Here is a 12,144-nt window from a genome sequence, read left to right on the forward strand (position 1 = left end):
TCGCTGCTCTGCCCTGATTTGAAAGCTTGTGAATATTAAATGAAAATCACTGCATTGCGGACAGGGAAAATCGATTCTTTCAGTTTTCTTGTCCGCCGTCGATAATTTCGAGATTCGGCCTGTTTTCGGAAGTATTTTTCTGATTGCTTGGATGTTCTCCGCGGCGGCGGCGAATAAAATCAGGGCGCACATTCAAATCGGCGTTTGGGCGCGGAATATCGCGCCGGGCTGGTTTCGGCGCGGGAGCTTCACGCCGCGACGCTTCCCGGATTGCATCAGCAAGAGCTGTAAGATCATCCGTTGACGGTTCGGCGGGTTGGAATTCGGTTACTAAACGAACTAATTGCCAGCCGACAGGTACGGTTACAGACAGCGCATGATCGGCACAAAAATCGAGCGCACCAGGCTGCGGTGTTGGAGAGAGCGGACCGATTACTGCTGTCGCTTGCTTATAGCTGGACGTCATTGTAGCCACTGCCGGTGATTGGCAGCGTGATCTTGAGCAACGGCGGATATGTCCCATGGAAGTAATCCTATATTCTCGGCATGAATGTTCGCGAATTTTGCTTGCATGATAACCGTTAACATCCTGTTCTCCGGCTGCATCGGCAAGGCGGAAATTAAAGGCGATACTAGCGTAGGGTAAGGTTAAGATGTGAAAGATCAGTCAAAGACAGAAGCTGTAAATAATCCGCGGCTGCAGATTGGAGCGGGAGCGCGAATTGGAATGAAAATTAAACGCCGTGATCGTCACGGACGCGGAATTCGCGGTCCGGTAATTCCGGCGGCTGTACCGGCGTGGCGGACCCGCGCTGATATTTTCGACGATATTATCTCCTACGAAATCGGGACTTACCGCCGTTATCTTGGAAAAAAGCTTGATAAGTTTGATTTTGCGGTACTTGATGTTCCGCAAAATGATCTTGCACCGTGGGAAGACGGCGTACCGCTTGGACGCTTTCTGCCGTTCGAACGCCCGGCGAAAATACATGGCCGGTTATTGTTTTATCGGCTTCCGATTATGATGGCAGCCCGGCGCGAACCGAGTCCGTCGCTATTTATTCACGGTGTGGTCACAAATCAAATCGCGGCAGCACTCGATACTCTCCCAGAGAAAATCGATTACCTGCTGAAATAGGAAGCAGGAAATTAGAAGCAGGTTTTATTTCAGCGGATAAATTTTGCCAGGAGGAATTTGCGCCGCCTAGTTTTTGATGTTTACAGCGATTTCTCCGGCATCACTAATCCCGGCAGTGAGCGGAATCCAGTCAATTAGGCGTGTTTCGCCGAGCTGTTCACTTACCTCAACCCCGGCATAGACCGGGAAATCAGCTGAAAAATGCACAAAAGCAGTATTTTCGGGGAGCGCAATGCTGGCGGCGGCAGCTGCGGGAGCAGCCGGAGTTTGTGTTTGCGCCCTTTGGGGAGAGAGCCGGATTTGGGCAGAATCAAGTTTTTGACCGTTTTTATCAAAAGCAGTCCAGGTTCCCGTAACTGTTTTGCCTGCTGTTCCGGTATTTACATCGGCATTCGCACCTGTTTTCGCTGTGCTGTTTTCAAAAGTGCTCACCGTGAGCACACCGTGCCCGGATGCGAATCCGGCTACTCCGGAAGTAATCGGATTTTGCGCAGCAATCCAGGCATAATCGCTAGCCGCATTTGCGATTCCAGAGGATATTTGCACACCGGCAGTGATTTCTCCATCAGCAGCGAGTTGGAGCGTGTAACCTCCAGATTTCAATCCGTCGAGACTAAGATCAAGTACAGATCCGGGCGTGAGCCGAACTTTTTCACCACCGGGAAGAATAGTTGGCGCTTCACCTTCGCGCACAGTATAAATACTAACTTCGCGCGGCGTATCGTTCGGGTTTGCAATCCGCAAGTTTGCAGTAAAATTCGGTTCGACAAGATCCGATTGGGTGCTTTGAGAATCGCTGGAATCACTCATATTCGGCGGAATATTCGGTGTATCCGGAGTTGAGATATCGGTGCCGTCGGATAAATCTACTAACGGTTTTCCGCTGTCATCTGCGGCGCTCTTTGCCGGCGGAAGGTACAGCCCCGGAATTACAAGCATATTTCCGGAAACAGACGGCTTGATAAAGTCGATACCGCGCGGTGTGATCCCCGCGAGCATATTGCTTTCGATTGCCGCCCCAAAAAGCCATTAGCACTGCTTAAATGCAATACGATTCGCTCATCGGCACGTAAAATTCCATCAAGTGAAATCGTTTTTATCTCGCCGGAGGCAAGCGCAACATTTGCGTTTGCTCCTGCCGGCGCTTTTCCGAGAGAGTTGAACGCGGCGAGGGTTACGACAATCGGATTTGCCGACGGATTCACAATCCGTAACTGATTTGAAATTCCGACACCGGCTTGCAGCCCAACGAACCATGCCGAATTTTCTGCCCAAACGCATGGATTCGTGGCGAGACCGCGTAAATCTCCGGCAACAGCACGATGGGAATTAAAAACACCGACGGCACCGGCAGTAATTTCATCCCGAGCTAATGCGAGCACTCCGCTCATTCCGGAAAATTCGCCCGCGGCAAGCCCAGTAGCGGTACCAAAAACGGGAGAATCAATAATTTTTCCTTTTGCGGATTGATCTTGCGATTCAGCTGCACTATGCCAGGTGAAACCTGCAGTGTCTCCAAGTGAGATTCTATTTTGGGAAGTATTATCTTCTTCCGCAAATGCAATCCCATTGGCCGCAGATTCAATAGCTGCCTCTTGCGTGCCGGAAACTGCTTCGGAGCTTGCACCGGCGGGAAACAAAGCCTGAACATTTCCAGTACAAATAAGATTCATTGTCCCGCCGTCAGCCGATATTAATGAGGGGCGGAAAGCAGCAGGACGGCTTGTGTCAGGTGCGGGAAGCTGCGTGATGCCGAAAATTATTCCGCCTGCCAGGCCGAGAATCCCAATTCCGCTGGATAAATGTTTGATTCGTTTCGCCATTATTCGCTCTTCTTTCGGTTGCGCAGCGGGAGGGCTGCTACAAGCGAAATTACCCCAATTAAAAGCTGAGCAGAGATAATCCAGCCATGAATCGGGTTCTCATACCAAATTGTGAGGGTTCCGGCTCTTTCTCCGGAGATAGAACTTAAATCCCAAGCCTGGGCCCAACCGTTGGCGCTGCGGGTTTTTGTAAGCTCAGTACCGTTGAGTGCTGCATGCCAGTTGTTACCGGCGCGTTCTGCAAGTTCGATTGTTCCGGTGCGCGGCAGAGTTTCCACTCTGGTTTCGATTTTGTAAGGTTGAGAAGCAATTGCACGCAGTTCACCAGGATTTTCGCCGGAGTTTGCAGTATCGGTGTTAATCCAAGCCCGCGCAGAAATCTTTAATCCTGTTTCTGGCACGACCCGCCAAAACATCCCAGTTTCATTTTCCGTCACATATTCAAGCCCGGGGACAGCGCGGAGTATCGCTGCCAAATTGTCACGTGCAGCTGTGCTTGGAAAAATCTGGTCTGCAAAAGCTGCTGCGGAATTAGCGCCAAGCACGTCGATTGCGTTTGCGGATGCAGTTTTGCGTTCACTTTCCATTCCGGTTATTCGCTTGCCTGCAGAGTTTGCGGAACGAGTGAGTGCAAAATCCGCGGGAGGCGGTAAGAGTACTACGGCGATTCCATGTGCTTGCAGCTGTGCAGCGGCATCCGGGGAAGCTGCAAGCAGGTTCGCTACAGATTGCGCCAAATCTTGTGAAGCTGAATCATTCCGGTTTCCGATCCGGCGGATTGTGTTCGCAGCCATTGTGTACTCGTGCAGTGCAATTCCCGAACCGCGCCACAACTCGGCTTGATATTCACCGGCGCCGGCCGGTTTGCGGGAATTTACTGCGTGGAGTGCAAGTACACGTGAACGATTGGGAGAATTAATGTATGTTTCGGCGATAGCTGGAAGTACTTGTGTGTTGGCTGCGGAGAGTACCTGCCCGGAAGGATTAAATTGGATTCCGGCGGAGACAGCGAAAAGCCCGATTAAGGAAAACGGCAGCAGCAGCATAAATCCGCCGCCGATAATCTGTGCGCAGCCAAAGCTGCGTGCGCGCAGTGCAGTTCTTAATCCGTGTGCTCCTGCTGTTAATACGATAAAAAGCCCGAGCCAGGAGATTGAGACGAATGTGCCATGCCAGGGCGAACTCAAAATCGGCTGTCCGAGCGAATCTATTCCCGGTACCGGAACATATAGTGTTCCGACGGCGGCTGTAATGCCAAGAATAATAATCAGCCAGCCCAGTCTGACATAGCGTGCGATAATACCGGTTCGCAGCAGTGCAAACAGCGCAATCACATACAGTGCGGCGAGCGCGGCAAAACCAATAATCGTCCAATGCTGCAGGTTAAATGCAAGGGTGGTGTAACCGCGGAGTATATCAATCCCAGCAGCATAATTTGCCGTCGGAATGCCTGGATTTGCAAGAAAGTAAGTGCTGAATGTGTCTTGGCTGAGTGTGATGAGCTGCGGCAGCAGCAAGACTATTGCGGGGACTGGAAGCCAGATCCAGCTGAAGCGATGATTAAAAATCAGCGTAAAGAGGGATAAAACAATCCCGAGAAGGAGAAAAACCGGAGCACTTGCAGAAAGCACTGCGAGTATAAGCGCTGCAATCCCGATTCCTCCGGGGCGTTTGCGCAGCGCGCCGATAAATGCCCAGGCAAATAGCGGGAGCAGTGCGTGAACCAGTGCCGGTCCGATTCTTCCGGTGTGCAGGGATTCGATGTATGCGGGAGCGAGTATCCAAAGGAGTGACATGAAATAGCGAATCATCCATGAACGGGTGAATCTTCCTGCAGCAAGATATGCGCTGAGCGTGCCCAGCACCGGAGTGAGATAAAGCGTGAAAGTTACGGCTAATCCGAGGTTAATTCCGAATGGTTGTCCGATAAGCAAAATCGGTAAGTATAAAATCCAGAGCGGATCAACAGTATTCGGTATTCCGTCGCCGGAAATCATCCACGAATTACGGATAATATTCCACAGGTCTGTGCCGACGGCGTTATCGGCGGTAAGCTGTCCGCCGGTAAGCGCACCTGCAGCGAAATATGGAATAAACAGTGTGCACATGATTATCAGCGCAGAAAGGAAAGCATAAAACATTCCGCGCCGTTGATGCCGGGCTAAATCTTGCTGGGCTTTGAGCGTGAGCGGATCTGGCAGGAGCGCCATTTTCTTTGCTTCGATATTTGCTTCCCGCAGCGAGTGTTTTGCGCGGCGAATATCGCTTGCAGAAGATTCAAGATTCCGAAGACTTTTCTGATTTACCCGTGTGCCGGCAATCTGATTCCGCCCTTTAATAATGCTGCGCAGGTTCTGCAGCGTTTCAAAGGAAGCTTTTATCTCACCGCCGGCACGTGTTAAATCACGCCATGCAAGACGAACTATTGCCCGCGGAATTCCGCCAAAAATATATCCGATCCATGCCAGCGGCAGCAACACACCCGGCTGCGCAAGCAGTGAGTTGAAAATCTGTGCTGTACGGCGTTCACCGTAGCTTTTTGCAAGTGACTTTTCGGAAATTTCCGAACTGGGAGTTACACGAATTCCTGCGGGAATCGCAGTATGCCCGGCAGCATGGGTGAGTTCGCGGCGGAGCGAGAGCTGTGCGTGGCGAATTCGCGCAGCGGGGCATCCAACTACGCGATAACCGGAAGACCAGATCCGCCGAGAGATTTCGAGTCCGTCGCCGAATGGTCCTAAATTTGGGTTAAATCCGTTAATTTCAGTGAATACCGTATAACGAATGAGCATCCCGGCAGAGCCGACGGCAAGTATGTCTTCGCGCCGATCTAGCTGACCTTGATCGCGTTCGCCGGAAATAACTTCTGGTACTCTCCGTGCTGAGCGTGTAGCGTTGATTCCAACTTCGAGCAGGTCATAAGATCCATCATCATGCGGATCCCAAAAGACTTGTTTCGGTCCGATTGCGCCAATCATTTGTGAATCTTCGCCGGTTTTCAGCATGAATTCAAGCGCATCAGATAGCGGTGCTGAGTCGGTATGCAGCAGCCAGATCCAGGTTTTTTCAGCAGAATTTAACGGTGTGCCGCTACTGTGAAGTACGGCAGCTGCTGCGGCAGAATCGGCATGTGTCTGGAACTCTGTAAGCGCTCCAGACACGCTTTGCCCAAAATTTTTCGCATTGCGGACTGTGAGTGCCGTGTATGAAATTCCGCTTTCGCGAAGTGCGTTTGCGCAGAGTTCAGCAATCGGATTGGAGTTTACTGAATCGTCTGCAGTATTTGAAAGTTCGGTAATAGCGATGATTATTTTATTCGGCTTGCAGGTTTGTTCCGCTAATGCGTGTAAAGTTTGCGCAAGATATTCGAGCGGCTCGTTGCAATAAACCACAATCGCAATTACTGCGTCATGCGTTAATTCTGAGCGGTCTGCCGGAAAACCTGGTGTGAACGCAGCTGGGAGTGTATGTGCAGCAGTTTCCTCAGCAGCAGCCTGATCAGCTCTTTTGTTTGCCGATCGGCTGCAGGCAGAGCCGTCTTTGCGGGATTCGTTTTGCTCTGCCGGGAGTAAATTTCCTGTGATTTTTGTTTTTGCTCGGTACTGTTCGGGCTGACCTCGTTTTCATGCTTTTCATGGTCAACCGTTTCGTTTTCCGCGCCGAGTTTGTTTGTCACGTATGCCTAACTAAATCCGCTCTAAATCCAGCCAGAGTTTGCCTTAACGACGGCTTCCCTGAGCCAGCTTCCGTTCGCGTGAAATACGCTTCCGGTCATTATCAGAAGTTCCGCCCCAAATCCCGTGGCGGATATCATTTTTGATTGCATATTCGAGACATTCGGCGCGAACACCGCAGCCCTGACAGATGGAAGTAGCCGGAGCTGTAGATCCGCCTTTTTCCGGGTAGAATATGTCTGGGTCGGTTTGTGCGCAGAGCGCATCTTCCATCCACGAAAGGTCATCAGCAGCTGCGGTGCCGTAGCCCAGGTTAAAAATACCCTGCATCAGGGCTTGCTCTCGGACTGCCCGCGAACTTTGGCGCTGCGTCTTTGAGCTAACCGCCCGGCGAGCATCAAGCTCGGAGACCGAAGCTTCTTGCCACATGTGGATACCTCTCATCAGGAAAACATACTATTTAAATTACACGCGTGTAATATGTCCAATGTCAAGACGAAAGAGTAAATTACTGTGTTTATGCACGAAGCTTCACATTCCCTGAAATTGTCAGAATTTCTCAGCTTCCGCGGCCCGTCGCCGGCTTTAACCTGGTATGGCGGAGAAGGATTAAATCAGCGGATTGAGCTTTCAGGAAAAGTTTGTTTGAACCACCTTTCAAAGATTGCAAATTACCTCAGTTTTGAATGCGATTTGGGGCAAGAATCAATACTTGTAATAGACTTGCCGGCAAGCTGGAAAGGTACGCTGTGGGCATGTGCAGGATTACTCCTTGGAGCGCAAATAGTTTTTATTAGCGGCGATCGGCAAAATTCTCTTATTCACATCGGTGCGGATAGTAATACTGCTGGCATTTCCGGCAAATCAGATTCGTTTACCGCTGAGACCGCTTTGGAAGGCGAATGCGTGCTGCTCACTGACCGCCCTGATTACTGGGTTGCAGGTGCAGGCAGTGCAATCGCTGCAGAAGCTGTAATCGAAATTATCGCATTGAATCTTGCGAGTCTCGCATTCGGCTGGGATAGGGAACTTCCAGATAATGTATTGGACGGGCAAGCAGAAGTTATTGCGCAGCCGGACGTACTCTTGAGTGAAGAACACTTCACTGAATCGAATTGGGCTGATTTTGTGTGTGCCGACGGTACGGAAACTGCTGGTATTAAAACTGATAATACAGCTAGTACGGTGCTGCCTGATAGGATATCCGCCCGATTTCCTACTGCTGTTCCCGAAACCGAGATTCTTGCACAGGATAGTGCGGCAGCGCGCTGTGCTTTTCAGACTTTCAGCGCTCGCGGTATGTTTACCGCAGTGCTGACTTCATGGGTTAACGGCGATACGCCGCTTGTGATTACTGCTGCCGGCAATCCGGTATCGGTGCTGAAATCAGAAGGATTCGGTGAATATTCGAAGTAATTCTTTTGCCGGAATAGTTTGTAGTTTGCAGATTTTCAGAATTCGCTGCAGCTTTTGGCGCCGAAAAATAGTGCGGAAAGATTTTTAATTCATTCTTCAGAACTATTTTGGGTGCAAAACGTACAAGGTACAATAGGAGCAGGTTATTCAGATTCTTGCTGTTTAATTTGCGCGGCGGATATGCCGGATTTAACAGCAGTGAATATTGTTAGAACAGTGCAGGCGCAGCAATGAATGAAAAATCTCCCGAAATACAGCACAAATCGGAAACACCAGAGACTTTGGAAGAAGTTAGCACTGCTGCTGCGCACGGAATTCGTGAGCGCATTGCAGCTGAAACACATGGAAAGAAAAAGCGCAGGAAGCTCTTATGGTGGGTGCTTGGTGTTTTACTATTAATCTCCGTCGTGATGGCTGCCGTCGTGATGATTAACAAGTGGATTGTGACGGTAAGCTTACAGGGCGGTGAAAAGATTACGCTTGAATACGGTGAGAGTTGGAATGATCCGGGTGCGCACGCCGCATATCAAGGATCTGTGCTGACTTTTATCGGTTCTGATTTGCCGGTGAAAATTTCGGGCAGCGTAAACCCGCAGCGAATCGGTGAATATGTGCTTGAATATTCGGCACAGGCGCAAGGCGTAAATAAAACAGTACAGCGAATTGTCGCGGTAAAAGATTCGCAGCCGCCGAAAATTCAGCTAACTGGCGGTGAAACAGTGCAGATTGCTGCCGGCACGCAATGGCAGGACGCATACACTGCAAGCGATAATGCTGACGGCGATTTAAGCGCAAAAATTGTGACTGCAGGCACAGTTGATTTAGCGGTGCCGGGTGACTATGAGCTGAAGTATTCCGTTACCGACGGCAGCGGGAACAAAGCTACGGCGGTACGGAAGGTTAAAGTATTGCCGGCTGCAAATGCCGGTATCGATCCGGCAGCCGGAAAAGATAAGGTCATCTATTTAACTTTCGACGATGGTCCAAGCGTTCACACGGCACGTTTGCTTGACATATTAAAGGCGCGCAATGTGCAGGCGACTTTCTTTGTTACCGGAAATTCCCCGCAAGAGATGATTGGGCGTGAGGCGCGGGAAGGGCACGCCGTCGGCGTACACACATATACGCATGATTACAAGCAGATTTATGCTTCAGATGAAGCATTTTGGGCAGATTTTGATCGCATGAAAGCTGCAATCCGTGCGCTGACAGGGCAAGATACGCGGCTGATGCGTTTTGCCGGCGGAGGTTCGAATACGGTGAGCAAGAAGTATTCACCCGGAATTATGACTCGGCTTGCACAGCAAAGTGCTGCAAAAGGATATGTCTATTTTGATTGGAACGTCTCCAGCGGCGATGCTTCCGGCAGTGCAACTAAAGCGAGCGTGCTTAATGCGATGAAAACAGGTGTGCACGGGAAACGAGTTTCGATAATTCTTTGTCACGACAGCCACGGTTATACGGTAGATGCGATTCCGGAATTTATTGATTGGGCTTTGAAAAATGGATACACTTTCTTGCCGTTAACTCCGAGCTCAATGACGGCGCATCATCCAATTGCGAATTAAGATTCACTGCAGAAAATCACTGCAGAAAATCGTGCGGCAAGACGGCAGATACGAACATATTTCCGGACGCAAAATTTTCGCAAATATTTCAGAGAACCGAAAACAGCTGCAGCTATTCCGCTTTTCCGGTATGGGATTTCTCCCAGATAATAATTAGGGAAATTAAATAATCGGAAGCTGATTTCCGGATTAGGTTTATCCAAAATCAGCTTCCGATTTGTTTTTTGCTTTCAGGCTGCTGAAAGTGTTTTTAAAAGTATTTTCAACAGCCTGAATGAAAATCAAAATTAGTAGTAGCGCATATTTAGTGCTGCATGTACTTCACGCAGCGTCTGCTGAGCTTGTTCACGAGCTTTTGCAATACCGTTTTTCAGTACTTGTGTGAGGAAAGCGCGGTCGGCAGTAAGTTCTGCGCGGCGTGCACGGATGGGAGCGAAATGTTCGTTAATCGCTTCTGTTGCCACTTTCTTCAAAGTACCGCCGCCGCCATTGCCGATTTCGGCGGCAATCTGTACCGGATCTCCGTCTGCAGCCATCGCCGCAAGCAGCAGCAAATTTGAAACTTCAGGGCGATTCACCGGATCATAAGTGATATTCCGATCAGAATCAGTTACCGCTTTTTTAATCAGCTTCGCAGTTTCGTCAGCACTCATCCCAATTTCAATCGTATTTCCGCGGGACTTGCTCATCTTCATGCCGTCTAAACCGAGCACCGATTCTGCTTCGGAAAGCAAAGCCTGCGGGCGGCGGAAAATCGGGCCCGGCAGCGATCCATGCCCGTATCTTGCTTCGAAACGATCTGCGATGACGCGAGCTTGTTCAAGATGCGGAAGCTGATCTTTCCCAACCGGCACAATATTCGCCTTACAGTAAAGAATATCGGCAGCCTGATGTACTGGGTAAGTAAGCAGCAGGGCAGACATCGGACGCCCGTTGGTGGCTTCAAATTCAGCTTTTACTGTTGGATTGCGGCGCAGTTCAGCGTCGGTGACCAGCGAAAGGAACGGCAGCATTAACTCGTTCAATTCCGGAATTTGCGAATGTGCAAAGAATGTAGTCTTTTCCGGATCAAGTCCGATTGCAAGATAATCAGTAAGTAACGAATAAGCGCGGTCATGAATCGAATCGGCAGTGTCACGGTCAGTAATTACCTGATAATCAGCAATCAAAATCCATGTGTCCACACCTGCCTGCTGTAATGCCAGCCGGTTTCGCAGTGAACCGAAATAGTGCCCGATATGCAGGTTGCCGGTTGGCCGGTCTCCGGTAAGAACGCGAAACTCGCTGGCGTCCTCTGCAATTGCTGCTTTAATTTTGGAACTGATCTTGCGGGCGTGCGCCAGTGATGCATCTGAAGTGGTATCTTCGAGAGCAGTTTGTTGATTATCTAAACTCATGAATTCTATTTCCTTTTCGCGTTTTGTTCGCGGTTACGTTCCTAATCTTAGCTTCCTGCACAGTGAACTTGAAGTGCCGACGGCAAGCTCACTAAAACCGGAAAGATTGTATCAGTGCTAAAATTTCTTCACCGTATTTGGCGAGCTTCATTGTGCCGATACCTTTAATTAATCGGAGTTCGTCAAGACTTTTCGGCTTTTCTGCTGCAATGCGATACAGCACAGTATCGTGAAAAATCGTGTATGCAGGTTTATTTTCGGCACGGGAAATGTTTGTGCGCCATTCGCATAGCGCGGTAAAAAGCTGCATTGCTTCAGGGTGTTCTGTGCGGAAACGGATCTGATTCTCTTTGGCGTTTCGGCGTTTAAGTGCCGAGCGTGAAATCTCGCGCGGCCAAATTTGCTGCAAAAACTGTGATGCTTTTCGTTTCTTGCCGTTAATATTTGCTTTCGAACATGAAATATAGAGTTCATCAGCTGCGCGTGTAATTCCAACGTAGAATAGCCGTCGTTCTTCTGCAATTCCGGCAGCTGTGCGGGCGTGTGAAATCGGAAGCAGCCCCTCATTTACGCCGGCAAGAAATACGATTGGCCATTCCAATCCTTTCGCGCTGTGCAGCGAGCTTAAAGTGACGCATTCAAGCTGCGGTTCAATTTCGAAGCGTGCACGATCTTCAAGATAAACAACGAAAGCATGTACTGTAATGGGTGCGGTTCTGCCGCTGAAACTTTGCTGTACAGTGTGTTCTTTTGCGAATTTTTCACCCATTTGCCGAATTACATCCAACGATTCCCAGCGTTCGCGGCTTGCACCGGGTGCGGCGGGTGCTTCTTTCCGCCAACCGAGTTGCCAGAGTACGCCGGCAATACATTCACTTAGCGGTTTAGACGCAGTTTGAGGTGATTCTTCACGTGCCGCAGAACGCAATGCCACCATTGCGCGAATCACTTCCGGACGTTCAAAAAACGTTTTCCGCCGCGTACGGTAAACGGAATTTTTGCTTCGCTAAGCGCTGTTTCGAATTCTGCTGACTGCGCATTTGTGCGGTACAGAATTGCAATATCACGCAGTGAAGTTCCGTTTTTTGCAGGGTGTTAATTTTTGCGGCAATCTCTTTTGCTTCCGCA

General features: G+C 49.8%; 11 protein-coding genes. 3 read left to right on the forward strand and 8 right to left on the reverse strand.

From position 1 onward, the window contains the following. Positions 1–79: 79 nt before the first annotated feature. Positions 80–466, reverse strand: a complete 387-nt coding sequence (locus tag RQN30_RS10035) for a DUF3499 family protein (RefSeq protein WP_491608729.1) — start codon at positions 464–466, stop codon at positions 80–82. A gap of 189 nt (positions 467–655) precedes the next feature. On the opposite strand from RQN30_RS10035, the gene RQN30_RS10040 reads away from it, so the two are divergent. Next, the gene (locus RQN30_RS10040; RefSeq protein ID WP_353060356.1) at positions 656–1,138 is read left to right on the forward strand and encodes a metallopeptidase family protein; all 483 of its coding nucleotides are present in this window, start codon (positions 656–658) and stop codon (positions 1,136–1,138) included. A 66-nt stretch (positions 1,139–1,204) separates the two neighbouring features. Here RQN30_RS10040 and RQN30_RS10045 read toward each other — a convergent pair whose 3' ends face one another. The 4 genes from RQN30_RS10045 to RQN30_RS10060 all read right to left on the reverse strand — a co-directional run bounded on the left by RQN30_RS10045 (position 1,205) and on the right by RQN30_RS10060 (position 6,965). Beyond that, positions 1,205–2,137: a DUF5719 family protein gene (locus RQN30_RS10045; protein ID WP_353060358.1), complete on the reverse strand. Its 933-nt coding sequence runs from the start codon at positions 2,135–2,137 to the stop codon at positions 1,205–1,207. Then, on the reverse strand, positions 2,068–2,961 hold the full coding sequence (locus RQN30_RS10050; protein ID WP_353060359.1) for a DUF5719 family protein: 894 nt from the start codon (positions 2,959–2,961) through the stop codon (positions 2,068–2,070). Before RQN30_RS10050 ends, RQN30_RS10045 begins: the two co-directional genes overlap by 70 nt. Beyond that, positions 2,961–6,353 carry a glycosyltransferase gene (locus RQN30_RS10055; RefSeq protein WP_353060360.1) on the reverse strand — a complete coding sequence of 1,131 codons (3,393 nt, stop codon included), beginning with the start codon at positions 6,351–6,353 and terminating at the stop codon, positions 2,961–2,963. Before RQN30_RS10055 ends, RQN30_RS10050 begins: the two co-directional genes overlap by 1 nt. Positions 6,354–6,680: 327 nt before the next feature. Next, positions 6,681–6,965, reverse strand: coding sequence for a WhiB family transcriptional regulator (locus RQN30_RS10060; protein WP_353061836.1), 285 nt, complete (start codon positions 6,963–6,965; stop codon positions 6,681–6,683). 189 nt (positions 6,966–7,154) lie between these two features. Between RQN30_RS10060 and RQN30_RS10065 the strand changes: the two genes are divergently transcribed. Both RQN30_RS10065 and RQN30_RS10070 read left to right on the forward strand, forming a co-directional pair. Then, entirely contained in the window at positions 7,155–8,051 is an 897-nt protein-coding gene (locus RQN30_RS10065; protein ID WP_353061837.1) for a TIGR03089 family protein, read from the forward strand. A 230-nt stretch (positions 8,052–8,281) separates the two neighbouring features. After that, the gene (locus RQN30_RS10070; protein WP_353060361.1) at positions 8,282–9,619 is read left to right on the forward strand and encodes an immunoglobulin-like domain-containing protein; all 1,338 of its coding nucleotides are present in this window, start codon (positions 8,282–8,284) and stop codon (positions 9,617–9,619) included. Between the two features lie 287 nt (positions 9,620–9,906). Here the strand turns inward: RQN30_RS10070 and trpS are convergent, their stop codons facing one another. The 3 genes from trpS to RQN30_RS10085 all read right to left on the reverse strand — a co-directional run bounded on the left by trpS (position 9,907) and on the right by RQN30_RS10085 (position 12,087). Next, positions 9,907–11,016: a tryptophan--tRNA ligase gene (trpS, locus tag RQN30_RS10075; protein ID WP_353060362.1), complete on the reverse strand. Its 1,110-nt coding sequence runs from the start codon at positions 11,014–11,016 to the stop codon at positions 9,907–9,909. A 91-nt stretch (positions 11,017–11,107) separates the two neighbouring features. Continuing rightward, positions 11,108–11,965, reverse strand: coding sequence for a 3'-5' exonuclease (locus RQN30_RS10080; protein WP_353060363.1), 858 nt, complete (start codon positions 11,963–11,965; stop codon positions 11,108–11,110). Then, positions 11,962–12,087, reverse strand: coding sequence for a 3'-5' exonuclease (locus RQN30_RS10085; protein WP_353061838.1), 126 nt, complete (start codon positions 12,085–12,087; stop codon positions 11,962–11,964). The genes RQN30_RS10080 and RQN30_RS10085 overlap by 4 nt, the downstream gene beginning before the upstream one ends. Positions 12,088–12,144 lie beyond the last annotated feature (57 nt).

The sequence above is a fragment of the Arcanobacterium hippocoleae genome (assembly GCF_040360365.1).
Classification (GTDB): domain Bacteria; phylum Actinomycetota; class Actinomycetes; order Actinomycetales; family Actinomycetaceae; genus Arcanobacterium_A; species Arcanobacterium_A hippocoleae_A.